19 protein-coding genes and 1 tRNA gene are annotated in these 25525 nt (G+C 51.3%); 11 read left to right on the top strand and 9 right to left on the bottom strand.

Annotation, left to right across the window (positions count from 1 at the left end):
- Positions 1-702: 702 nt before the first annotated feature.
- Together JT719_RS19070 and JT719_RS19065 are read left to right on the top strand one after the other, a co-directional pair.
- Positions 703-3840, top strand: coding sequence for a TonB-dependent receptor (locus tag JT719_RS19070; RefSeq protein ID WP_207435331.1), 3138 nt, complete (start codon positions 703-705; stop codon positions 3838-3840).
- Between the two features lie 242 nt (positions 3841-4082).
- A tRNA-Ala gene (locus JT719_RS19065) sits at positions 4083-4156 on the top strand.
- A gap of 167 nt (positions 4157-4323) precedes the next feature.
- Here the strand turns inward: JT719_RS19065 and cysK are convergent.
- Both cysK and JT719_RS19055 read right to left on the bottom strand, forming a co-directional pair.
- Entirely contained in the window at positions 4324-5238 is a 915-nt protein-coding gene (gene cysK, locus JT719_RS19060; RefSeq protein WP_207435330.1) for a cysteine synthase A, read from the bottom strand.
- Between the two features lie 105 nt (positions 5239-5343).
- A complete protein-coding gene (locus tag JT719_RS19055; protein WP_207435329.1) occupies positions 5344-6177 on the bottom strand; it encodes a serine O-acetyltransferase in 834 nt (277 codons plus the stop codon).
- Between the two features lie 287 nt (positions 6178-6464).
- Here JT719_RS19055 and JT719_RS19050 point away from each other — a divergent pair, with 287 nt between their 5' ends.
- A complete protein-coding gene (locus JT719_RS19050) occupies positions 6465-8318 on the top strand; it encodes an ABC transporter ATP-binding protein (RefSeq protein WP_207435328.1) in 1854 nt (617 codons plus the stop codon).
- Between the two features lie 390 nt (positions 8319-8708).
- Here the strand turns inward: JT719_RS19050 and JT719_RS19045 are convergent, their stop codons facing one another.
- Complete coding sequence (locus tag JT719_RS19045; protein WP_207435327.1) at positions 8709-9884, bottom strand: MFS transporter; 1176 nt, start codon at positions 9882-9884, stop codon at positions 8709-8711.
- A gap of 158 nt (positions 9885-10042) precedes the next feature.
- Between JT719_RS19045 and JT719_RS19040 the strand changes: the two genes are divergently transcribed.
- Both JT719_RS19040 and JT719_RS19035 read left to right on the top strand, forming a co-directional pair.
- The gene (locus tag JT719_RS19040) at positions 10043-11986 is read left to right on the top strand and encodes a peptidylprolyl isomerase (protein WP_207435326.1); all 1944 of its coding nucleotides are present in this window, start codon (positions 10043-10045) and stop codon (positions 11984-11986) included.
- Between the two features lie 133 nt (positions 11987-12119).
- Positions 12120-13199: an AAA family ATPase gene (locus JT719_RS19035; RefSeq protein ID WP_207435325.1), complete on the top strand. Its 1080-nt coding sequence runs from the start codon at positions 12120-12122 to the stop codon at positions 13197-13199.
- A 123-nt stretch (positions 13200-13322) separates the two neighbouring features.
- On the opposite strand, the gene rsmG is transcribed toward JT719_RS19035, so the two are convergent.
- The 3 genes from rsmG to JT719_RS19020 form a co-directional block, all read right to left on the bottom strand.
- Positions 13323-13964, bottom strand: a complete 642-nt coding sequence (gene rsmG / locus JT719_RS19030; protein ID WP_207435324.1) for a 16S rRNA (guanine(527)-N(7))-methyltransferase RsmG — start codon at positions 13962-13964, stop codon at positions 13323-13325.
- A 397-nt stretch (positions 13965-14361) separates the two neighbouring features.
- Positions 14362-14970, bottom strand: coding sequence for an RNA polymerase sigma factor (locus tag JT719_RS19025; RefSeq protein WP_062542709.1), 609 nt, complete (start codon positions 14968-14970; stop codon positions 14362-14364).
- Positions 14961-16091 carry a glycosyltransferase gene (locus JT719_RS19020; protein ID WP_207435323.1) on the bottom strand — a complete coding sequence of 377 codons (1131 nt, stop codon included), beginning with the start codon at positions 16089-16091 and terminating at the stop codon, positions 14961-14963. The genes JT719_RS19025 and JT719_RS19020 overlap by 10 nt, the downstream gene beginning before the upstream one ends.
- 172 nt (positions 16092-16263) lie before the next feature.
- Between JT719_RS19020 and tgt the strand changes: the two genes are divergently transcribed.
- The 3 genes from tgt to JT719_RS19005 all read left to right on the top strand — a co-directional run bounded on the left by tgt (position 16264) and on the right by JT719_RS19005 (position 19985).
- Positions 16264-17394 (top strand): tRNA guanosine(34) transglycosylase Tgt, encoded by a 1131-nt coding sequence (tgt, locus tag JT719_RS19015; protein WP_207435322.1) that lies wholly within the window; start codon positions 16264-16266, stop codon positions 17392-17394.
- A 113-nt stretch (positions 17395-17507) separates the two neighbouring features.
- Positions 17508-18584 carry an LptF/LptG family permease gene (locus JT719_RS19010; RefSeq protein WP_207435519.1) on the top strand — a complete coding sequence of 359 codons (1077 nt, stop codon included), beginning with the start codon at positions 17508-17510 and terminating at the stop codon, positions 18582-18584.
- Positions 18585-19061: 477 nt separating this feature from the next.
- Positions 19062-19985, top strand: a complete 924-nt coding sequence (locus JT719_RS19005) for an EamA family transporter (protein WP_207435321.1) — start codon at positions 19062-19064, stop codon at positions 19983-19985.
- Here the strand turns inward: JT719_RS19005 and ispE are convergent.
- A complete protein-coding gene (gene ispE / locus JT719_RS19000; protein WP_207435320.1) occupies positions 19962-20774 on the bottom strand; it encodes a 4-(cytidine 5'-diphospho)-2-C-methyl-D-erythritol kinase in 813 nt (270 codons plus the stop codon). The two genes, JT719_RS19005 and ispE, sit on opposite strands and share 24 nt — an antisense overlap.
- Positions 20775-20899: 125 nt before the next feature.
- Here ispE and JT719_RS18995 point away from each other — a divergent pair, with 125 nt between their 5' ends.
- From JT719_RS18995 to JT719_RS18985, 3 genes are read left to right on the top strand one after another with little or no spacing between them, the layout of a single operon-like run.
- The gene (locus JT719_RS18995; protein WP_207435319.1) at positions 20900-21520 is read left to right on the top strand and encodes a sugar transferase; all 621 of its coding nucleotides are present in this window, start codon (positions 20900-20902) and stop codon (positions 21518-21520) included.
- On the top strand, positions 21517-22176 hold the full coding sequence (locus JT719_RS18990) for an acetyltransferase (protein WP_207435318.1): 660 nt from the start codon (positions 21517-21519) through the stop codon (positions 22174-22176). Before JT719_RS18995 ends, JT719_RS18990 begins: the two co-directional genes overlap by 4 nt.
- On the top strand, positions 22173-23309 hold the full coding sequence (locus JT719_RS18985) for a DegT/DnrJ/EryC1/StrS family aminotransferase (RefSeq protein WP_207435317.1): 1137 nt from the start codon (positions 22173-22175) through the stop codon (positions 23307-23309). Before JT719_RS18990 ends, JT719_RS18985 begins: the two co-directional genes overlap by 4 nt.
- Before the next feature lie 246 nt (positions 23310-23555).
- On the opposite strand, the gene JT719_RS18980 is transcribed toward JT719_RS18985, so the two are convergent.
- Complete coding sequence (locus tag JT719_RS18980; protein ID WP_207435316.1) at positions 23556-24140, bottom strand: 50S ribosomal protein L25/general stress protein Ctc; 585 nt, start codon at positions 24138-24140, stop codon at positions 23556-23558.
- A gap of 53 nt (positions 24141-24193) precedes the next feature.
- Entirely contained in the window at positions 24194-25126 is a 933-nt protein-coding gene (locus tag JT719_RS18975; protein WP_207435315.1) for a ribose-phosphate pyrophosphokinase, read from the bottom strand.
- Positions 25127-25525: the final 399 nt, after the last annotated feature.

Raw genomic sequence — 25525 nt, 5'->3', positions numbered from 1 at the left:
CCTTCTCTTTTAGGTATTTATACTATCAGTCTATTATTTTTTACTATTCAAAACATTTACAGATAAAAATTTTATAAAAATTTTTTATTAGAAAATTCATACTAAAAACCTTAAGAATATTATCGCCTATATACAACCTTCTCTTCTCCTCATCAGACTTATACCCACAGTTGGCAAGAATGCCAGCTCACTACCAGTTGAACAATTGCTTACACCATTATGAACATATCCTAACGGTTCGCTCGAGTGAGACCCTTGTGCACTTCAAGTGTTAACTGCTGATCATTACACCTAACAGACTATATCTGTATGTGATTCAGGGAGAATCCATATACAAGAGACACCAACTAATGAACAAAGGACCTTTACGGCCAGATGCTTCTACTCTTAAATGGAATAAAAAGAATAATCCAAAAACAAGTATTAACCTAAGTCGTAAACCAAGGCAGTTAACGTAATGATAATCTTTCACTAAGAACATGAAAGCATTATCACCGTAAAGGAGACCGTCTTTTCTAATCACACTCTTGCAAATAGAAATTGCAAGTTTTATCTCCACTCCCTACCGGCAGACAGTGCTGGTCGCCTCCGTCAATCATAAGGAGGAGAATCTTTGATGCAAGCGCTCGCAAACCCGCCTATTTTAAGCTACACCCTTTTAAAGTACAGTTTACAAGCACAATTGACCAAAGTCACCTCTTTATGAAAAAACTATTTACTCCCTTCATGATTATTCTGGCGATTTGTTTACCCATTCACTTCGGCTGGGCCCAAGGGGCAACCACGGCCTCCATGACTGGTGTGATCAATGATGCCAGTGGCGTGGGATTAGCCGGCGCTACCATAGTGGCGGTACACACGCCTTCCAATACACAGTATGCCGCCAGTGCCGACGAAAACGGCCGTTTTAACCTGCTGAACATGCGGGTGGGCGGCCCTTATACCATTACAGCAAGCTATATAGGTTACCAGGACCAGCGTAGAGAGAATGTGTTCCTGTCCCTCGGCCAGACACTTCGGCTAGATGTAACGCTCTCAGCCAGTGCAGTGGGCTTGAGCGAGGTACAGGTAGTATCTGAACGGGGCGCAATCATTAACGCAGACAGAACCGGGGCAGCCACCAACGTGTCGCGGGAGCAGATTGAGCGCCTCCCCACTCTGAGCCGCTCTCTGCAGGATTTCACCCGTCTTACGCCGCAGGCATCCGGCAACTCTCTTGGCGGAGCCAACAACCGATATAATAACATCACCATAGATGGAGCCGTGAACAACGATGTGTTTGGTTTGGCAGGCACAGGTACTCCCGGAGGGCAGGCAGGCACCCAACCCATCTCTCTGGACGCCATTGACCAAATTCAGGTGGTATTGGCCCCGTATGACGTTAAATTCGGGAACTTCACCGGAGGGGGCATCAACGCGGTTACCCGCTCAGGTACCAACAACTGGGAAGGTTCTGTGTACGCCTTCGGCCGTAACCAGAATACGGTAGGCAAAGACCCCATTACTGAACAGGAAACCGCTGAGTTCAAAGATTACCAAACCGGCTTTAGGGTGGGTGGTCCCATCATCAGAGATAAACTATTCTTCTTTTTGAACGGGGAGATCACCCGCCGTACCGAGCCTCTTCTGTTTAACCTGGGTGATCCCAGCTCCATTGTACCGGCACAAGACGTGCGCAACCTGGCCGATACCCTTCGCATCAAATATGGGTATGACCCAGGTACGTTTGGGGCCATCAACCGCCGAACCGAGAGTAACAAAATCTTCGGTAGGTTAGACTGGAACATCACAGACCGGCACCAATTAACCCTTCGCCATAACTTTGTTGATGCCTTTGACGATAATATCACCCGCACCAACACCACGTTCCGGTTTGGGGGCAACGCCTACGAATTCAACAGCACCACCAACAGTACCGTAACTGAGTTACGGAGCCGTTTCTCTGAGAACATATCCAACAACCTGATTGTGGGTTATTCAAGAATCCGCGATCGGCGTGATACACCAGGGGCTTTGTTCCCGCAGATTACCATCCGGTTCTTAGGAAGCGGTAGCAACACCATTTCAGCAGGGACAGAACGGAGCTCCGCCTTTAATGAGTTGGACCAGGATATCTTTGAGTTCACCGATAACCTGACCATTTTCAGGGGGCGCCATACGTTCACCGTTGGTACGCACAATGAGTTCTTCAATTTCCGGAACCTGTTCATCAATAACTACAACGGCTATTACCAGTTCAACAGCATTGAAGACTTCTACGCCGGTAGACCCTTCCAGATTGAACAAACCTATTCCGCAGACCCCAATAACCCTACGCCCGCCGCTGATTTCAACGCGGCCCAATTAGGTTTCTATGTGCAGGACGAAATGGACGTAACGGAAAACCTGCGGTTAACCTTGGGGTTACGGGTAGATGTGCCGCTCATCCCGGATGAACCAGCCCGTAACGCGGCCGTTGAAACCGCTTTCGCCAACACCGAATACGCAGGTTTGAGAACAGACGTAACCCCGGGCGGCCAACTATTATGGGCTCCCAGGTTAGGCTTCAACTGGGATGTGAGAGGAGACAAGACGTTTCAGGTGCGCGGAGGTACCGGTATTTTCACGGGTAGGGTTCCGTTTGTGTGGCTGTCTAACCAGTTTACCAACAATGGGATAACCTTCAGTTCCTTACTCCTGCGCAACCAAACCGCCGCAAACAGATTTGTAACCAATATAAACGATATCAGAAATCTGGGTCCGGCAGCTTCTACCGCAGAAATTAACCTGATCTCTGAAGACTTTAAGATACCCCAGACCTTCCGCACAAACGTGGCAGTAGACTACACGCTTCCTTTCGGGATCATTGCTACTCTGGAAGGGATCTACTCCAAAACCATGAACGACATTGTGTACCGGGACATAAACCTGCTTGGTCCAACCAGTAACCTGACAGGGCCAGACAAACGTCCACTGTATTCTTCTGGCCGCGTTTCTTCTGCCTTCACAAACGTGATTTTGCTGGACAACACCAATAGAGGCTACACCTATACATTAACCGGTCAGTTGCAGAAGAACTTCAACAACGGCCTCAACACCATGGTAGCCTATACCTATGGCAAGTCTGAAGACGTGAACAGCGGCACCAGCAGCACAGCCCGTTCTAACTGGCAGTTCAACCAGATTTACTGGAACCCAAATGATCCGGAGCTTTCCTATTCCCGTTTCGATATCCGCCACCGGGTTATTGCCTCGGGAGGCTACACTTTCAAGTGGTTGAACAACTTCTCTACCTCTATCTCCCTGTTCTATGAAGGTCAGTCTGGCCTGCCGTTTACGTATCTGTACGCCGGCGATGTAAACAACGACGGCAGTAACGCCAACGACCTGATCTATGTGCCTCGCACCATTGAGGAAAGCGGACTGATTGACGCTACCAACAATGCCGGAGTCGTGACCCGCACCGTGGCTCAACAGTGGGCAGACCTGAACGCATTTATTGAGAACGATGATTACCTGAGAAGTCGCCGAGGCCAATTTGCTGAACGCCACGGAGCCCGTACCCCCTGGACCCACCGCGTAGATTTGCGCCTGGCTCAGGACATCTTCGCCAACCTGGGAGGCAAGAATCATACGTTACAGATAACGTTTGACATCTTCAACGTGGGCAACCTGATAAACCGCGACTGGGGCCACAACTACTCAGTAAATAACTCAGCAGTGGAACTAATCCGCTTCCAGAGACGCAATGACGAGAACCGGCCGCAATTTACCTTTACCAACCCCTCTACCAGCGTCTGGACCACCACCTTCTCCTCCAGATGGCAAGGACAGGTGGGTCTGCGTTATATTTTCGAATAAACAGTTTTAGAGCCGATTTCTGGAAAAGGAGACGAAAACAGATTTCGTCTCCTTTTCTGATTTTAACCCGAAAATTCAAACCTGCTTCTTGCTTCACTTAGACAAAAGAGAATCAACTACTTATATTTTATTCTTCGCAAGTTTGTATTTCACCTGTTGTGTTAGGTCAAACAAAAAAGCAGAAATGAGCAGAAAATATTTTGCAGTTATCAAAATGGCTGTTACTTTTGCATCATCAAAACGGGGGATTAGCTCAGCTGGCTAGAGCGCTTGCATGGCATGCAAGAGGTCATCGGTTCGACTCCGATATTCTCCACTACAGGGCTCATAATAGTGAGCCCTTTTTGTTTTATACACCTTTCTAGCGCTCACCAATTCAGAAAACATAGCCTGTTCTGGATCTATTTCCTCCAAAGTAGCCCTAAAACAAAAAGCCTCTGTTGTAAAACAACAGAGGCTTTTTGTTTTTTTTAATCAGTCCGGTTACACGAACAGTCCTTCTACAGACAGGTAACGCTCACCAGTGTCATAGCAGAACGTAAGAATTCTGGCACCTGGCTCTACCTCAGCAAGTTTCTGGGCTACGGCTGCCAGAGAACCTCCGGAGGAAACCCCCACGAAGATACCTTCTTCTTTTGCAGCACGGCGGGCGTACTCAAAAGCATCCTGAGGGGTTACCTGAATAACGCCATCCAGCACAGACATATCCATGATCTTAGGGATAAAGCCTGCGCCTACGCCTTGGATTGGGTGCGGACCTGGGGCACCACCGCTCAATACCGGAGACAAGGTAGGCTCCACGGCAAATACCTTCAGGTTAGGGAATTTCTTTTTCAGGACCTGGCCAACGCCGGTGATGTGACCGCCGGTTCCAACACCGGTGATCAGGTAATCCACGCCATCTGGGAAATCTCTCAAGACTTCTTCGGCGGTGGTTTCTATGTGGATGCGGGTATTGGCCTCGTTATCGAACTGCATGGGAATCCAGGCGTTCTCGTTGCCGTCGGCCAGTTCATGGGCGCGCTCAATGGCACCCTTCATGCCTTTCTCGCGCGGAGTCAGCTCTAGCTTTGCTCCGTAGGCAGCCATGAGTCTTCTACGCTCAATAGACATAGACTCTGGCATTACCAATGTGATCTCGTAGCCTTTAACAGCAGCCACCATGGCCAAACCTACCCCGGTGTTGCCGGAAGTTGGTTCAATGATATGGCTGTGTGGTTTCAGCAAGCCGCGGCGCTCTGCGTCCTCAATCATGGACAAGGCAATGCGGTCTTTGATGCTCCCGCCTGGGTTAGCACGCTCCAGCTTCATCCACACCTGCGCATCGGCGCCATATAATCGGTTAATGCGTACCACGGGGGTATTCCCGATGGTCTGTAAAATGTTGTCTGCTTTCATATCGTAAAGGTTACGTTAGAACAAATACCTGCCGCAGGCAAGGCTTCCTCCCGGCGGCTTGGTACAAATGTATAATTAATTTACCAACCCTATAAAGGCGATAGGTTAAATAGAAAAATCAAGGATGTTCTCCGGGGCCTCAGACCGGCTTACCTTGATTTGGGCCCGGTGGTACAGCCGTGAGTACGGAGGTACGCTCTCGGTGAGCCATACGTTACCGCCAATGATACTGTTTGACCCAATTACGGTGTTCCCGCCCAGAATGGTGGCCCCGGCATAGATAATCACGCGGTCTTCCAAGGTGGGGTGGCGCTTGATGTCCATCATGTGTTTGGAAACACTCAAGGCCCCCAAGGTCACGCCCTGGTACAACTTCACGTATTTTCCGATGTGGGTGGTCTCCCCTATCACAATGCCGGTACCGTGGTCAATGCAGAACGGATAATCAATGCGCGCGCCAGGATGGATATCAATGCCGGTGCGGCTATGGGCGTACTCCGTAAGAATGCGCGGCAGCAACGGCACTCCGGCCTGGTACAGCACGTGCGCAATGCGGTACACGGCAATGCCATAAAACCCCGGATAGGAACGCATTACTTCTTCAATGTGCCGGGCCGCCGGATCTTCCTCCAGAATAAACTCGGCATCGGCAATGAGCTGCTCGTGCAGTTGGGGCAGTTGCCGCATGAACAACGCCACGGTTTCGGCCGCCGAGAAATCACTGATGTGCTGCACGCCTTCCAACAGAGACTCCAGCTCTTGCTCCAGAAAGGTAACCTCCTGGGCCAATTCCTGCGAGTTTTTGAAGGGCTGATCTGTGAGCGGCGGAAAAAGCACCTGCAATAATCTATTTAAAAACTGGCACAAAAGGCCAGTGGGAATCCGGAACTGGTTCTGCTGGTGCAAACTCCAGAGCCTATGTAAAAACGATTCTTCCATAATAATCTCCTACGAAAATATAGCGGTGAGGAACCAAAAACCGTCTCCCTTTCACGCGCTGACAAAGGTAACCTGACTATAACCCAGTTGCTACTGCCTGAGGTTTCCTAAAGTATAGTAAATAGATAGATTTAGGGCAGATTTCCTGAAAACAGGTCTAAAACAGACTACTCCTGCCGCCTTGAGAAACGTTTCTCCCCCAGTAACGGGTTTTTGACTCATTTTCGGTGAACTCCGTTTAAACCAGATATGCGTAAGAAAAACGCTTTCTAGTAACTTCAACGCCTATGGCATTCTGGGATAATCTTTTCGGGCGAAAGCCACCACAACAAGGCAAGCCGCAACTCACGGTGCAGGAGCGGGTGAGCGCGCTCAAGCATTTACCGCCGTTCCTCAAAATGGTATGGCAAACCAATCCGCGCATGGCCTTGGTCAACGTGGTGCTGCGTTTGCTACGGGCAGCAGTACCGCTGGCGGTGCTGTACGTGGGGCAGCTGATCATTGACGAAGTAGTGCGGCTCACCCAGGCCGAGGCCAAACTGCTAAGCCATTTGTTCACGCTCATAGGCATTGAGTTTGGCCTTGCCGTGCTCTCAGATTTCCTGAACCGGGGTATTGCCCTGACGGATGGTCTTTTGGGCGATCTGTTCGCGAACCAGTCTTCTATCAAGCTCATGGAGCACGCCGCCGAGCTGGACCTGGACCAGTTTGAGGACTCCGCCTTCTACGACAAACTGGAACGCGCCCGCCGCCAGACCCTCAGCCGCACGGTGCTCATGAGCCAGGTGCTGGGCCAGATGCAGGACATCCTGACCATGATCTTCCTGGCCGCCGGGCTCATCGCCTTTTACCCGTGGCTATTGCTTTTGCTCCTGATAGCCGTTTTACCGGCTTTTCTGGGAGAATCGCACTTTAACGAACGAAGCTATTCTCTGGTCCACGGCTGGACCCCCGAGCGCCGCGAGCTGGATTACCTGCGCCAAACCGGCGCCAGCGACGAGACCGCCAAGGAAGTCAAGATCTTCGGCTTATCCGGTTTCCTGATCGACCGTTTCCGCACCCTGTCAGACAAGTTCTACCATGACAATAAAAAGCTCTCCACCCGCCGGGCGTTCTGGGGCAGCGTGTTTGCCGCTTTAGGTAGCGCGGGCTATTACGGAGCTTACGTGTACCTCATTTCCCAAACGGTGCAGGGACAGGTTTCTTTGGGTCAATTGACGTTTCTCTCCGGTTCGTTCATGCGCCTGCGCGGCTTGCTGGAAGCGGTATTAAACCGGTTCACCAGCGTGGCCGAGGGTGCCTTGTACCTGCAGGATTTCTTTGATTTTTTTGAACTCCAACCGCTCATCCGACGCATCAAAGGTGCTCCTGTTTTCCCGCGTCCCATCCGGCACGGCTTTACGTTTGAGAACGTGGGTTTTCGGTACCGAAACTCTGAGAAATGGGCTATCCGCAACCTGAGTTTCACGCTCCACGCTGGCGAGAAACTAGCTTTGGTGGGCGAAAACGGAGCCGGGAAAACCACCCTGGTGAAGCTCCTCTCCCGCCTCTACGACCCCACCGAGGGCCGCATTCTGCTGGACGGCATTGACCTGCGCGAATACGACCCCGCCGACCTGCGTCGCGAAATTGGCGTGATTTTCCAGGACTTCGTGCGGTTTCAGATGAGCGCGGGCACCAACATCGCGATCGGCCGGATTGAGGAAAAAGAGAACCATCCCCGCATTGAATCCTCGGCTCAGCAAAGCCTGGCAGACACGGTCATCGCTAAACTCCCTGAGGGTTATGATCAGATCATCGGCCGCCGCTTCAACAAAGGCGTGGATTTATCTGGCGGCGAGTGGCAGAAGATAGCCTTGGGAAGAGCCTACATGCGCGATGCCCAACTCCTGATCCTGGACGAGCCTACCGCCGCCCTGGACGCCCGCGCCGAACACGAGGTGTTCCAACGCTTCTCGGAGCTCACCCACGGAAAAACCGCCGTCCTCATCTCGCACCGCTTCTCCACCGTGCGCATGGCAGACCGGATTTTGGTCATTGAAAACGGCCAGTTTGTGGAAATGGGATCACATGAGGAGTTAATGGCGAAAGGAGGCAGGTATGCAGAATTGTTCCGGCTTCAGGCGAAGGGATATTTGTAGAAGAAATTATGAGTTCTGAGTCTTGAGTCTTGAGTGGTGGAGCAAGACAGACTTTTTCTATTCTTACTTCTGCTGGCGCGAGTGTTTTCTGGCGCGAGTCTCCTGACTCGTGCCTACGGATAATGGATAGTCTCTGACTATCCTCGCTGCCCCGCAGCGAAACAGGCGGTCATGAGTTAACTATGGCGCGGAAGTCACTTCCGTGCCTTGCTGGAAACTAGCTCAGAAGTCACAGTATGTAACTTCCGCACCACATGTGAATGTGGTGCCCGGCGAGTCTGGAGCGTTCGCATCATCCGTAGGCACGAGTCTGGAGACTCGCGCCAGCTCAGTTATACTGTCAGGAATCTTCTATTTTACTCCTCTTTTCTCAAAAAATAGCCTAAAACGCTACGCCTCTACCCGCTTCGGGAATTTGCCTACCACCACGTACAGGAACGCCAGCAGGCACAGCGCGGCGGCTCCCCAGAAAACGAAAGGGATGAAAGGAATACGGTTGCCGTAGATCCAACCGGCAGCGAAGGCACCGATTCCGATACCGGCTTCCAAAGCAATGTACACGGTGGCCATGGCTCTTCCGCGACGTTCGGGGTGGCTCAGGTCAATGGCCCAGGCGTAGAGCGTAGGCGAGTTCATACCGGTGCCGATGCCGTACAGCACGGCAGCTCCAAGGAACATAGCTTTGGTTTGGGCCAGGCCAAGTGCCACCATAGAAACCGCCATGATGAGGGTAGACACCCGCAGAACGGTGACGCGCCCGTAATGGTCTGAGGCACGACCGGCCAGAAACCGCACGCCCACCGAGGCCACGGTATAGAAAGTAAAGAACAGTCCTTTGTTCTGGATGCCCAGGTGCTGGCTGAAATCCGGCGTGACGGTGAGCACAGCACCGTAACAGAACAGCGTGAGCAGCATCACAATAAAGGGTGGAATCACGAGGGGCTCGAAAATCTCATCGCGCCGGATGCGCAGCAGGCCTAACCTGAACCGTTGCTTGTTGGGCAAGGTCTCTTTCAGGTTCACCAGTACCAGAATGGACAGCAAGGCCATGGCCGAGGAACTGTAGAAAAGCGCGTTCAATGAGAAGTGCCGACTGAATTCTCCACCAATGGCGGGACCGGCGGCCAGGCCCAGGCTTCCGGCCAACCCGAAAATTCCGATGGCGGCGCCTCTCCGTTCCAGGGGCACAATGTCTGCAATGTACGCCGATTCGCCGGTGGGCGTGAACCCGGTGGAGAACCCGTGGATGAGGCGCAACAGCAGGAACGCGAAGACGGTGGTCAGCAAAGGGTACAGCAGGCTACACAAAATGCAGACGGCCACCCCAAAGTACATGACGGGCAAGCGTCCGATGGTATCGGTGAGTTTTCCGCTGAACGGGCGCGAGAGTCCGGCGGTGAGGGTGAACAGGCCAATGATGAAACCTTTGTACTCGGCTCCACCCAGGCGCGTGAGGAAACTGGGCAACTCCGGGATGATCATGTTGAAACTGGCCGAGAACAAAAAAGAACTCAAACACAGCATCCAGAACCGGAACGAGTAGGTAGGCGAAGCGGGGGTATTCATAATGGCCGCAAAGGTCCGCATTTCTGTTCTAATCCAGGTACCGTTTCAGAGGCATTTTCTGAAAATCAGGGTAAAAACAGAATTTCCTATCAGGCGACTTTAGGTGAAATGTTTCAGACTGAGGCCTATTTTGTATCTTCCGTGCTCAAGATTCCTTTATGAAGAAACAGCTTAGAACGGCCGCCGTTCTTCTTTTTTTGGCCTCGGCCTGTAGGCAGCCTGCCCAGCAGAGCGGTGCCAATGTTGTGAATAAATTCAGTGATGCCACCCTCCGCAGAATCTACACGCTGCAAGACGAACGCAAAACCCAGGACCTGCTCACTTTCCTGGACCGGCCCGAAACCATGTACCGGCGCGAGGCCGCGCTGGCCTTCGGCTCCGTGCAGGACAGTACGGCCATTCCGGCACTTAGTGCGTTGTTGCAAGACCCTGAGGCAGAAGTGAGAAAAGCCACGGCGTATGCCCTGGGCCAGATAGGCAATGCCAAAGCGGAACCTGCCCTCATGGAGGCCTATAACCGGGAGCAGAACGTACCCGTACGCGCCGAGATTCTGGAAGCCTGGGGCAAATGCGCCACCCAGAACGGACTGGACATGATGGCCCGCTACACGGCGCAAACCAACATGGAACCTGCCCAAGCCTGGGCTTTGTACCGGGCGGGCCAACGCAAACTGAACTATGCCGGGGCCATTACCAAAGCGGCCGCTCTGCTCAACTCTGGCCAAGAGGAGGCCCGGCTAGGCGCCTCCCACTTCCTGGGCCGCACCGCCAAACTGGATCCCAGTCCGGCCAAAGTAGCTTTGTTCAAAGTGGTGCAGCAAGACCCCAGCGCCAATGTGCGCATGGCAGCAGCGCTGGCCTTAGGTAAAATGACCGATACAACGGGCCCCGTTCCGATAGTGACCAAGGTGTTGACGAGCGATCCAGATTACCGGGTTCGGCTGAATGCCGTCCGTCCGCTGTACCAGTTGCCGTATGCGGCGGTGCAAGCCTCGGCTTGGAAAGCCCTAACGGATGCGCATCCGCACGTGGCCCTGAGCGCCGCGGAATACCTGGCCGGCAAAGCTCCTGCCGCTGATGCAGGTAAACTTCTGGAAGCAGCCCAGAAACAGAAGGATTGGCGGGTACGGGCCACGTTGTTTGGCGCGGCACTAGCCTCGGCACCGGCTAATCAGAAGAACGAAATAGGACAACAGATTCAGCAGCGGTTTGCGAAGGCCTCCAACCCGTATGAGAAAGCGGCCTTGCTTACCGCCCTCGGCAAAGACCAGAGCCAATATCCGTTCATTGAGCAGCAAGTCTTCCAGGCGAAACACCCGGCCATCAGCACCACGGGCATGGATGCCTTGATCTCCATCAGAAGCCAGAAGAACTTTGATGCTACGGCGGCATCGGATTTCAACCAGCTTTTCAAAAAGGCTATAGAAACTGGTGATGTGGCCTTGGTGGGCATGGCCGCGGGTGCCATTCGTAACCCAGACCTGAACCTGAAAAACGCCTACTCAGATTTTGCCTTCTTGGACCAAGCCAAAGCGAAACTCACGCTTCCCCGGGACATTGAGACATACCTGGAAGTGCAGAAAACGCTGGATTACCTCCAAAGCCAGACCTCGGCTCCTACGCCTGCCACTCCGTTCAGCCACCCCATCAACTGGACCGTGGTGAACCGGTTGCAGAAAACCCAGAAGGCCCGGCTGAAGACCTCCAAAGGCGAGATTACCTTTGAATTAATGGTGGAAGATGCGCCCGGGTCCGTGGCCAACTTCGTGGAATTGCTGGAGCAGGGCTTTTTCAACGGCAAGAACTTCCACCGCGTAGTGCCCAACTTCGTGGCGCAAGGCGGCTGTCCGCGCGGCGATGGCTGGGGCTCCACCGACTACGCCATCCGCTCTGAGTTCGCGGATCTGAATTACCTGGAAGGCTACGTGGGCATGGCCTCGGCGGGCAAAGACACCGAGAGCTGCCAATGGTTCATCACCCACTCCCCCACCCCGCACCTGGACGGCAAATACACCATCTTCGCCCGCGTGGTGAAAGGCATGGACGTAGTGCATCAGCTGAATATTGGGGATAGGATTGAGAAGGTGGAGTTGGTGAAGTAGTAACAAGACACACGTATCAAGTAGCAAGATTTTCTCACTTCTCTTTCATCCTGAAAGGAGCCAATAAACGAATTGAATAAGTTACTGTACACCTCAAGTTGAAGTAAATCCAAAAATATTAACTCAATTGAAAATGCCCCACTTGATTGATGCCCTCGACGATTATAATGACTTCGCCCGAGCTCGATATTTTATTATCTGTTTTGAAAAACTACCTTCTACGCTACGATTTGAGACATCCTTAAAAGAAAGCAAAGAAAATATGGAGTCGGTGATCGCTTCGCTTGACTTCCAAAAACTAAGGCTTACTGAGGTGTTCAAAAACTGGAATACCGAAGATGACAAAGATTCTGATTCTTCTCAGGATTACCCCTATCAATACTTGCTGAAAAGTACGGCCACAGATCTACTTATTTGGATTTCCCTGATAAATAATGAACTGTTTGTTGAATTTCTATATGACGCGAGCGATTTGAATTTAGAACAGGAAGTAATTTCCATGAACAAATCTTTTCGGGAGAAATTTGGCACTGTTAAAGCACCCACCTTCAAGGTATTAACCTTTGACTCAAAACATTTTGACACAGAAGATGTCAAAAGTGAGTTCCTGCAGATGAACATAGAGGATCATTATAATGATGACTTTCGGGAAATAAATTCCATCATAGAAAATTCACTGGGGCAGGACAGGTCAGGATTGATTTTGCTGCACGGAGCCCCTGGCACTGGAAAGACCTCTTATATAAAACACCTTCTCTCCCGGTTCCATGAGCACAGCTTCATTTTTATCCAGAATGAGTTTGTAAAGGATTTGTTGAACCCAGATTTTATTTCCTTCTTAATAAAGAACAGGAATTCTATTCTGGTGATTGAAGATGCCGAAAAAGTAATTACCACCAGGGAAAGCTTAGGTGAAAATTCAGTTGCCTCTACGATCCTGCAATTAACCGATGGGCTTTTCAGCGATTACCTGAACATCAAAATCATATGTACTTTCAATACCGCTATTGACAGAGTTGATAAAGCCCTACTCCGTAAAGGCAGGCTGATTGCCAACTACGAGTTTAAGCCTCTGTCAGCTGAAAAATCAAATAAACTGTTGAATGCCTTGGGACATACCTCAAGCAATACTGACATGTCACTTGCTGACATTTTCAATTTTGAAGACAGAGCATTTGAAACAGCTGGTCCCAGAAAGAAGATCGGTTTTTAATAATATTCTAACGGTCTACTCCTTTAGACAAAAGCAAAAAGCAGAAGCCGCTTCAAACGAAGCGGCTTCTGCTTTTTGCTTATCCATTTCAGAGCTATTTTTCAGAAAGAAGGCGCAAAATCTTTACGCCGTGGGGTGCTGCGGCACATACACCACTTTCTTCGTGTCAAAGAACTCTTCCTGGAAATAGCTGCTTAAATCAAATACCTGGTGCACCAAACCAGACTCCGCTAATTCTTCAGACAGATCACCGCCTTTGAGGTAATACAGCCCTTGGTTAGGCACTGAGTCTTTTTTGAAGCTGAACTGAATCCACTGGTAGAAGGTGGCCAATCTTGCTACGGCGCGGCTCACAATGAAATCATACTTCTCGTGGACCTGCTCGGCGCGGGTGTGAGTGGCTTTCACGTTGTGCAGGTGGAGTTCGTTGGCAATCTCCTGCACCACATGGATTTTCTTGCCGATGGAATCCACCAGGTGAAACTTCACCTCGGGGAACAGAATGGCTAGGGGCAAACCCGGTAACCCGCCGCCCGTGCCCACGTCCATCACCGAGGTTCCCGCCGGGAATTGCACCACCTTGGCAATGCCCAGGGAATGCAGCAGATGGTGTACCACAATATTGTCCATGTCTTTGCGGGAGATGACGTTGATTTTGGCGTTCCACTCTACATACAGCTCCGCGAGGCGCGCAAACTGCTGCTGTTGCTCTGGGGTAAGATCCGGAAAGTAATGGGTAAGGATATCCACGGGTTGTGCGTTCATAGGCTCAAAGATACGTAAACGAGTCCTGAGTTCTGAGTTCTGTGTCCTAAGTTAGAAATTGAGCTGTTCCGTTTGGGGGCTGTTTTCAGGAAAAAAGGCTAGAAACCGCACCTTCCGCAGACCTGCCGCAAGTTTAGCGTACGCGTAACTTGTGGCTTTTCCTGGCAACCAGTTTGTAACTGGCGAAACACGATACCTGATGATGGTCAAAGCCAGTTGCAAACTGGCGGCATGTTTCCCGCAAGTTACCGCTGCGCTCAAACTTGCGGGAGGTTGTGTTTTCAACCGCTTTTACAGAAAAAGGACCAAAACGCAGAAAGCAGCCACTAGGGCTGCTTTCTGCAAACGCTAAAATCTAATATCTAACAGCTGGTGTCTTGCTACTTGATACCAAAAGCTAGATCAGGTGTTTCTTGTTTTTCACCATGTCATAGAGCAACTCGCGGGCGCGGTGCAGTTGGGCCTTTACAGTTCCTAGCGGGGCGCTGAGTTCGGTAGCGATCTCCTCGTAAGACAGCTCGTCAAAGTAGCGGAGCGTTACCAGGCGCTGGTACTTGTCTGGCAGCTTGCTCACAATGTACTGCATGATCTCTATCTTCTGGTTCTTGATGGCAGACTCCTGCGGGTTCAGGTTGTTGTCTTTGAAATCAATGGTAATCTCATCGCCGTTGTCGATCTTGATGGCCGAGTCAATGCTCATGGTCTTGATCTTGTTCTTCCGGATGAAGTCAATACAGTTGTTGGTGGCAATTCTGAACAGCCACGTACTGAACGCATACTCCGGGTTGAACTTGTGCAGGTTACGGAAAGCTTTCGCGAAGGCTTCAATGGTGAGGTCCTCAGCATCGTCGGCGTTGCGCACCATCTTGAGAACCACGTGGTAAACCGGCTTTTTGTATATCTGCATCAGCTCGGCGTAGGCTTTCTCGTCGCCATCCTCCACCGCAGACTGGATCAGTTTAAAATCATGTTTCGCTTTCGCGGAAAATTGCTTGTTTACTTCCATCTTACCTTTTTAGTCGTTAAAACAGAGATCCCGATCCCTATATAATTGAGGTAATATCCTACTTCCAAGATTGGCAGGAGCCACCATTTGAGCGGATCTTGCAGGCGGCGGGCCACCGGCAAATAGGATCCGTAGAGGGCGGCATATCTCACCCCAATAATGAGGCCAACCCACAATAATTGGTACTGCAAGCTTAAAAGAACGGGTGATATTACATAAAATAACACGTTTGACAGGACAAAAAGTCCGAGTCTGAACTGGTCCTTCTTCTGATACTGCCGCCCTGCCGCCAAATGTCTCCGTTTCTGGCGCCACCAGTCGCGCCATCGGTGTTCCGGGGCGCTGCTTGTCTGGGCGCTGTGGTCAATGACAATCTGGACGGCAGAGTGTTTGGCAGCTTCCTGCACAAATAAATCGTCATCGCCTCCCAAGGACCTGATATGGGAGGAAAAACCCTTGTTCCGGAAAAAAGCGGATTTTGTATAAGCAAGATTTCTCCCCACTCCCATATACGCTTGCCCTCGCTTAGCAAACGACAAATACTGTATAGCTGTTAAGAAGGTTTCAAATCGAATTAAATGATTTAATAATCCATATATCTGCATATACGGTGAAAAGCCTAAAACGATGTCATTTCCTTTCAGAAATCCGCTTGCCATACCCTGCGCCCAGGAATCTGAGGTGGGCCGGCAGTCGGCATCGGTGAGCAGTAGGTGCTCATACTGAGCAGCTTTTATGCCCAGGAAGAGCGCATATTTTTTGGGGCTCATCAGGGCCGGGGTTTCCTTTACCTGCACCAGCCTTACGTGGGCATGCTCCATCTCATACTCTTTCACCAGCACATGGCTGCCATCCCAGGAGCGATCATCTATCACTATAATCTCTAACGCCTGCGGATACTCCTGCTGTATCAGCAAGGGCAACAATTCTTTCAGGTTCTCTACCTCATTGTGGGCACAGACCAGGATAGAAAGGGGCGGCAGCGCGGCCGGGTTCTCTGGCACCGGGTCTTTATGGTAAGCGAGCGGCAGAAAATAGTAGAACTCATAAAACAACTGCACCAGCACACAGGCGGCCAGTAAACCGAGCAAAGAAACGTGGAGAAGAAACAGATGGTCCAAGGCGAAAAGAAAACTGGGTCCAAAAATAGCACAAATATCCTTGCGCTACCCATTGCCGGGCGGTGGAACAAAAGGTTGTTTGTATCTTTGTCAATTGGAGAAACCCAGGCTGGCAAATAGCTGACCAATTGTAACATGCTGCAAGGTTTCTCCGGCACTTTACCCGTAGTCCATGACCTTTGATTTAGTAGCGAAAGATCCCGCTTCCAAAGCCCGTGCCGGTGTGCTGACCACCGCCCACGGCACCATACAAACCCCCATTTTCATGCCGGTGGGCACCGCCGGTACCGTAAAGGCCGTGCATCAGCGCGAGCTCAAAGAAGACGTGAAAGCGCAGATCATTCTGGGCAATACGTACCACCTGTACCTTCGGCCGGGTTTGAACGTACTGGAGCAGGCAGGCGGCCTACATAAATTCAATGGCTGGGACCGGCCCATCCTCACTGACAGCGGCGGATACCAGGTGTTCTCCCTATCGGGCACCCGCAAGATTGTGGAGGAAGGCGTGAAATTCCGCTCGCACATTGACGGTTCAAGGCACCTGTTTACCCCAGAGAACGTGATGGACACGCAGCGAACCATTGGCGCCGATATCATCATGGCCTTTGACGAGTGTACGCCCTACCCTTGCGACTACCACTACGCCAAGAACTCCATGGAGCGCACGCACCGCTGGCTGCAGCGCTGCATTGACCGCTTTGACGCTACAGATCCAAAGTACGGGTATGAGCAGACGCTCTTTCCTATTGTGCAGGGCAGCACCTACAAAGACTTGCGCATCCAGAGTGCGGAGACCATCGCGTCCAAGAACCGCCCGGGCAACGCCATCGGGGGCTTGTCGGTGGGCGAGCCGGCCGAGATGATGTACGAGATGACGGATCTGGTCTGCGACATACTGCCCGCTGACAAACCGCGTTACCTCATGGGCGTGGGTACGCCAGCCAACATTCTGGAGAACATTGCCTTGGGTGTAGACATGTTTGACTGCGTGCTGCCTACCCGCAACGCTAGAAACGGCATGTTGTTCACCACGCAGGGAATCATCAACATCCGGAACGAGCGCTGGAAAGAGGACTTCTCTCCCATTGATGCGGAACTGGGTGGCTACGTGAGTACGTTCTACAGTAAGGCTTATTTGCGCCACCTCATGCATGCCACTGAGATGCTGGGGGCTCAGATTGCCAGCGTGCACAACCTCACGTTTTACCTATGGTTGGTGGGCCAGGCACGTGAGCAGATTTTAGCCGGAACTTTCCGCGCTTGGAAAGACCAGATGGTGAAGAAATTAATGACACGTTTATAATTAGGAATTAACAATTAGGAATTAAGAATTAGAAATGGTGCACCACCTAAAGATCATGAACGAGCGCTATTCCTAATTCCTAATTCTTAATTCATAATTGAATAAGTGTGAAACTGAAGCTATTAGACAATTACATCCTTAAGAAGTTCCTGACCACGTTCGTGTTCGTGGTGATCATCCTTATTGCGGTGATTTGCGTGATTGACTTCGTGGAGAAGAACGATGACTTTATCCAGCACAACCTCTCGGTGAAGGTTATTTTGCTGGACTACTACGTCAATATGATTCCCCACTACATCAACATGCTCAGCCCCATCACGGTGTTTATTGCCACGGTGTTTGTGACGGCTAAACTGGCCTCGCATACCGAGATCGTGGCCATTCTGAGCAGCGGGGTTTCCTTTAAGCGCATGCTGGTGCCGTACATCATCGGGTCGGTGATCATCGGGATATTTATCTTCTTTTTCTCTTCCTACGTGATTCCTAACGCGAACAAAACCCGCGTGGCGTTTGAGATCAAGTACGTGAAGAACCCTTACACTTTTGAGGGACGCAACGTGCATTTCCGCATCGGGCCAGATACTTACGCGTACCTAGAGAGCTATAACAACCACGCCAACGTGGGCTATAAATTCACCCTGGAGACCATCAGAAAGCAGGAACTTATCCGGAAACTTTCCTCTGAGTCTATCCGGTGGGACAGCACCAAGCAGAAGTGGCACATGGATGCGTATACCCTGCGCGTTTTCAACGGCGACCAGGAAACCGTTACTCAGGGCGGCGCCATTGATACCACGTTGAACCTGCTGCCCAAAGACTTCGCCAGTACGTACCGGCTAAAGGAAACGCTCACCACCGCCGAACTGAACAAGCTCATTGATGAGAAGATCCTGCGGGGCGCTACCGATGTGGAGATGTACATGACCGAGAAGTACGAGCGCATGAGTTACCCGTTTGCCATCACTGTATTAACGGTCATTGGCGTGATCCTGAGTTCAAGGAAGGTGCGCGGAGGCGTGGGTCTGCAGATAGCCTTAGGCTTTGTGCTGGCGTTTGTGTTCATCATCTTCGTGATGATGAGCCGAAGCATGGCCTCGGTGGGTGGTATTCCGCCGCAAGTCGCCGCCTGGATTCCGCTGGTGGTTTTCACCGGCATCGGCATTGTGCTGTACCGGACTGTGCCTAGATAATTGTTGATTGTTGATTGTTGATTGTTGATGGCACAGACGCTCGCAGGACCTCCGGACACTGCGAGGTCTTTTGAGTAAGCGCTTACCGTGTGCACTTGCCAATTGATTTTTCATAAGTCACGGAAGTAACTTCCGCGCCATAAAAGTAAAACCTAATTCACTGCGCGAGACTCTGGTCTCGTGACGCGGGATGAAGCGAGTCTCCAGACTCGCCGGGAGCCATGGGCAGATTTGAATTCCCGTGCTATCGAGAACATCAAAGATCAACAATCCCGGTTTCGCTGCTAACGCAGCGAGGGTAGTCTGGAGACCACCTAACATCCATAGGCACGAGTTTGGAAACTCGCGCCAGCGGTAGTAGCGCCAGAGCAGTAGTTCTTGTTTTAGGGCCATTCTGCAGAAACCAGCTTCAAAACAGAAGGCCCTACTCCACCGCCCAATTCTTAATTCCTAATTCTCAATTCATAATTCTTCCCAGTGCAAACCCCTCGCTTAAAAGATTACCTGGAACTACACTTCATTATTGTGCTGTGGGGCTTTACGGCCATTTTAGGGAAGTTCATCTCAGTACCGGCGGTAGAGTTAGTCTTTTTCCGGACGTTTTTGGCGGCGGTGGCGCTGGCGGTAGTGATCAAACTACGGAAGCAGTCTTTCAGGATTGGTCGGGGTCCTATTCTCAAAATTATCAGTGTGGGCTTCCTGATTGCGGCGCACTGGATTCTGTTTTTTGCCTCGGCGAGGGTTGCGTCAGTATCCATTTGCTTGGCGGGCATGGCCACGGCTAGCCTCTGGACCTCAATTTTGGAACCTATTTTCACCAACAAGAAAATAAAACCACACGAGGTGGCCCTGGCCTTGCTCATTATGGTGGGCTTGTACATCATCTTCCGGTTTGAGTTTGACCATGCCTTGGGGATTGCCATGGCGGTAGGCTCGGCGTTTCTGGCGTCCTGCTTCACCATTATCAACAGCAAACTCACCAAACAGCACGCGGCTACTACCATCACGTGCTACGAAATGGCTGGTGCCTGGCTGGCCACGGGGTTGTTTCTGCCCTTTTACCGCCAATGGATGACCGAAACCGGCGAGCTGCAATTTGGCCTTAGCTGGGTAGACGTGTTCTGTATTGCCGTGCTGGGCCTGGTTTGCACCGTGTACGCTTATACCGCAGCCGTGCGCCTGATGCAGAAATTCAGCGCCTACACCATGAACCTTACCGTAAACCTGGAGCCGGTGTACGGCATCTTGCTGGCGTGGTTTATCTTCAAAGAAGGCGAAATGATGTCGGCGGGTTTTTACTACGGGGCGGCAATTATCCTGTTCAGCGTGTTCCTGCACCCTATTCTGGAGGCAGTTATTAATCGTAGGCAGCAGCGCCTAAAGAACGCCCTGCCAAACTGAGTATTCCTGTGGGAAAAGTAACGGAGCTGCGGGCGCAGTTTTGAACAAGCCATACATGGTAGACCCGGAGCCCGACATAGATGCATACACCGCGCCCAGATCATACAACTGCTGCTTCAATTGGGCCAGTACCGGGTACTTGGGGAATAAACTTTCTTCAAAGTCATTCACCACTTCGTTTTTCCAGCTAGAGATGTCCTGGGCCAAAAGCGTTTTGAGGCTCTTTTCGGGAAAACGCGGCGAAACTCCGGCATAAGCCACGGCGGTGCTGATGGCCAGATTGGGGTATACCAGCACAATATGCCAGCCGGTTAAATCCAGCGCCAGCGGTTCAAAGACATCGCCTTTCTCTACGGCCAGCACTGGTTTGTTTCGCACGAAGAACGCGCAATCTGAGCCCAGTTGGCGGGCGTAGTTCTCCAGATCATCCGCAGAAAGTTTCAGGTCAAAAACCGTATTCAGAATCTTGAGGGTGAACGCGGCATCGGCAGAGCCGCCGCCCAAGCCAGCACCCATGGGAATGACCTTGTGCAGGTGCATCTGGATGGCGGGCAATTCAAAATCCTTCCGCAGCAACTCATAGGCTTTCCAGCAGAGGTTAGACGTGGGTTCGTCGGGCACTGCTAACCCCGAGAGCGTGAATGAGGCCTCCTCTTGGTTGGGCAGAATCTCCAGCGCATCGGTCCAGTTCACGGGGTAAAAGCAGGACACCAGGTTATGGAACCCATCGGGCCGTTTCTCTACCAACTGCAACCCAAGGTTAATCTTCGCGTTCGGGAATTGAATCATGGGCGCAAATTAACAGAATCTGGAGAGAGAATCGTACTTTCGTTTTGGAGCTGTTTTAGGGAAAGTAGACTAAAAACCAGAAACAGCCCTGCTCCCCCGCTTAGAAGTATTATCTTAGGTATTACATGTATCGAGCCTTCGGAAAACGCTTCCTGGATTTGCTGTTGGCTGGCAGCGCTTTGCTGCTGTTATGGCCGGTAATGGTATTGGTGGCGGTGGTGCTGTGGTTTGGCTTTGGCGGGAAGGTTTTGTTCCGGCAGCAGCGGCCAGGCCTGCACGGGAAACCGTTCGGGTTCTATAAATTCGTGACCATGACCCAGGCGCGCGATGTACACGGCCAGTTGCTTCCTGATGCCCAGCGGCTCACGCCTTTGGGAAAGTTTATCCGGAAAACGTCTCTGGACGAGCTGCCGCAACTGATCAATGTGCTGAAAGGCGACATGAGCCTGATTGGCCCCAGGCCCTTGCTGATGGACTATTTGCCGCTGTATACCCCTGAGCAGGCGCGGCGGCACCAGGTACGGCCCGGCATTACGGGATGGGCCCAGGTGAACGGACGGAATCTCCTGCGTTGGGAGGAAAAGTTTGCGTATGACGTTTGGTACGTAGAGCACCTGTCTCTGCGGGTAGATTTGCTGATTTTAGGCCGCACCATGAAGCACCTGTTCAAGCCAGAAGGTATCTCGGCCCCGGGCACCGCTACCATGGAGCGTTTCACTGGTTCTTCCAACACTTCCTCCTTATGAACACCGAAAAAAAGAAAATAGCCATTGTTGGCGCTGGCGGCCTGGGCCGGGAAGTACTGATGCTTCTCCACCAAATCAACGCCGCAACCCCCAAGTGGGACATAGTAGGTTTTTACGACGATGCCGCTCCCGCCCACCCGCAGATCTGCGGTTATCCTTACCTGGGCCAGGTAGATGAGCTGAACAACATTGACCATCAGCTGTACGTGGCCATTGCCATCGGGAACTGCCAGGCCAAAACCGATGTAGCTGACCGCTTGCTGAACCCTTTGCTGTGTTTTCCGGTGCTGGTACATCCCTCGGTGATCTGCAAGCCGGAGCAAGGCAACAAATTTGGCGAGGGTACCATCATCTGCCAGAACTGCGTGCTTACCACCAACGTCACTTTGGGCCGGCACGTGCTGCTGAACCTGGCCTGCACCGTGGGGCATGACGCCATCATAGGCGATTTCTGCTCCCTGATGCCCCAGGTAGCGGTAAGCGGCTGCGTACGCATTGGCACGGGTGTATACGGAGGCACCAACAGCACCATTCTGCAGAACTGCAAGGTGGGCGCTTTCACCATCATTGGCGCCGGCGCCGTGGTGAACAAAGACTTACCCGATTACTGCACCGCCGTAGGCGTACCGGCGCGCATCATCAAACAAACTGCATGAGTAACAGTCAGGATTTCATTTACCTCTCGCCTCCGCACATGGGCGGGAAGGAACAGTGCTATGTGCAACAAGCTTTTGACTTAAACTGGATTACCACTGCCGGCGCTAACGTAGACGGGTTTGAGCGGGAACTGGCTTCGTACCTGCAATTACCTGCCGTAGCGGCCCTGGCTTCTGGCACCGCTGCCTTGCACCTGGCCTTACTGGCTTTGGGCGTGGGTCCCGGCGATGAGGTTTTCTGTTCTACCTTCACCTTCGTGGCCAGCACCAACCCTATCCGGTACGTGGGAGCCACACCGGTATTCATAGAAAGCGAGCCCACTACCTGGAACCTTTGCCCTACTGCTTTGGAGCAGGCTTTGGAAAATCGGCACAGAAACGGCAAACTTCCCAAGGCTTTGATGCTGGTGCATCTCTACGGCATGCCGGCCCAATTGCAGGAAATTCAGGAGATCGCCCAACAGTACAAAGTCCCCATTATTGAAGACGCCGCCGAGGCGCTGGGCTCCCGTTACAAAGAGCAATTGCTGGGTACTTTTGGCAAAGTGGGTGCTTTTTCCTTCAACGGGAATAAAATCATAACCACCTCCGGCGGCGGCGCTTTGGTGTCTTCTGAGGAAGAAATTATTCAGCAAACAAGGTGGCTAGCCATGCATGCCAAAGATTCCCTGCCTTATTATCATCATACCATTATGGGCTATAATTACCGCCTGAGCAACCTTTGCGCGGGAGTTGGCCGTGGACAGTTGGAAGTACTGGAAGAACGGGTACAGCAGCGGAGAAAGGTGTTTGAGAATTACCGGCAGTTGCTGCAAGATGTGGAGGAATTGGAGTGGCAGACAGAACCAGACGGATTTTTCTCTAACCGTTGGCTCAGTTGTTTCACCATCAGGCAAGGCAGCAGAATCACGCCAGAGGAACTTCGGCTACAACTTTTGGCCGCCAACATGGAGAGCCGGCCGCTCTGGCAACCCATGCACCTGCAGCCGCTTTATCAGGGGTGTGATTATTTTGGAGAGCACACCAGCGATGATCTGTTCAACCGGGGCTTGTGCCTGCCCTCCGGTTCCAGCCTTTCCGTATCGGATCAGGAACGGGTGGCCGAAGTGATCAGGAAGGCGTTTTCGGCTTGATTTCAGCAAAACAGCCAGGAAATGGGATTGGAGCAGATGGTTGATTTAGAAGACAAAAAACACTCAACCGCATCACTAGCGAAAAGCTTTTCTATTTTCCACAGAATCTCGTGATCAAACCTCCCGATTAATCCTCAAACCTAATCCTGCTAAATCTGATTAATCCCGTAAATCCTGCTTAAAAAAAGAAAATCCTGTTCCGCAGATAGCAGAACAGGATTTTTGGAAAGCTTGTAAAAGCAGTGATTACTTCTTGCCTTTTCTCTCCTCTGTCTGAGCGCTCTTCAGGGCTCTTGGGATAGTTACGGTAGCCACTGGTGAAAGTGGGTTTGTCAAGATAGCGTAGTTTTCTGGAGTGATTTTGTTCACTTTGATAGACTTACCTAACTCAAGGTCAGAGATGTCTACCGCAATTGAATCTGGCAAGTTAGCCGGAAGCGCTTTCACGCGCAGTTTACGCAGCTTAGTTACCAATTTACCACCGGCCATTACACCTGGTGAAGTACCTACGAAACGTACAGGCACATCAATTTTCACTTCTTTATCATCTTGCAGCAACAGGAAGTCCACGTGCAGCAACATTTCGTTTACTGGGTGGAATTGCAGGTCTTGCAGGATTGCTTTGTAGTGTGTTCCTTCAATGTTCAGGTCAACCTGGTGCACTTCTGGAGTGTAAACCAGGTCACGGAACAAGATAGCTGGGGCAGAGAAGTGAACTTGCTCAGCGCCACCGTACAACACACATGGAACTTGAGCTTCCTCACGAAGCGCCTTAGCTTCGGATTTACCGAGATTTGCTCTTTTAAACCCTATAATCTCTAAGCTTTTCATAAAAATTGGTTATGGATAAAAAATAAAAAAACTATTCTAAGATTCAGTCTCTTTTAGATGAACAGAGAAGAGATAGAATCGTGGGTTACTACGTTGCTGATGGCTCTGGCGAACAGGTCTGAGAACGTCAGCACTTTGATTTTAGAACTTTCGCGCTTCAATGGAATGGTGTCTGAAATCACCAGTTCCTCCAGCACGGAGTTCTCAATGCGCTCGTACGCCGGACCAGACAACACCCCGTGGGTGGCAATAGCCCGTACGCTCTTGGCGCCTTTGTCACGCAACAACTCGGCGGCTTTGGTAATAGTTCCGGCAGTGTCTACCAAGTCATCCACCAGAACCACATCCATGCCTTCCACGTCACCAATCACTTGCATGGAGGCAATCTCGTTGGCCCGCTTGCGGTGCTTATCGCAGACTACCATTTCCACGCCAAATACTTTGGCGAAGCTTCTGGTTCTTACCACCCCTCCTACGTCTGGAGAAGCGAAGATCAGGTCTTGCCCCAGGTTCAGGCTGCGCAGGTAAGGAACAAAAATAGCCGAACCATCTAGATGGTCTACCGGGATATCAAAGAACCCCTGGATCTGACCGGCGTGCAAGTCACAGGTCATTAAGCGGTCAGCGCCTACGCACTGGATGGCGTTGGCCATTACTTTCGCGCCTATAGAAACCCGAGGCTTGTCTTTCCGGTCCTGGCGGGCGTAACCGTAGTACGGCATCACCACAATCACTTTGTGCGCTGAGGCACGCTTAGCGGCATCTACCAGCAGCATCAGTTCCATCAGGTTATCTGCCGGCGGGAACGTGGACTGAATCAGGAACACTTCACATCCTCTAACAGATTCATTGAAGTGAACAGAAACCTCGCCATCTGAGAAATGCTGCACCGTGAGGTCCCCAAGGGGTAAACCATAAGCATCAGCTACTTTTTCAGCAAAATACCGAGAGTTTGTACCAGAGAAAATCTTAACCGTAGGGCTCATTGATAAGGGAAGGTTGCCGATTGAAGTCGCAAAAGTACTCTATATTTTGCTAGGCTCAAACGAAGTAGCAAAAAAATAAGTAGTACTATTTCAGGAATTTACGGGGTAGAAATACGGACAACCCTTCTTTCGCTTCCTTAGCTAAATATTTGATTCTTAAATATTTCACCCCTCCAACCAAACACACCGGCTTTCCCGGTCTTTTCAATTCTCCTTGCCAGGCTTGCTGCAGATAGGAATATCCAAAGCAGAAGTGCGCCTGCCGCCCAGAATCACCTCTAATTGGGAGAAACACCTCCAAAACGGAATGAACGCTACAGCCCTGGATTGTTACAGCACTCCTACAAACGCAACCGGTAATAAAAGAAAAAACCTCTGTCTCTTGGAGAGACAGAGGTT

The organism is Sabulibacter ruber, assembly GCF_017355955.1.
Classification (GTDB): Bacteria; Bacteroidota; Bacteroidia; order Cytophagales; family Hymenobacteraceae; genus Nibribacter; species Nibribacter ruber_A.
Note: the sequence above shows the minus strand (reverse complement) of the source record. Positions and strands in the feature narration are given on the sequence as shown.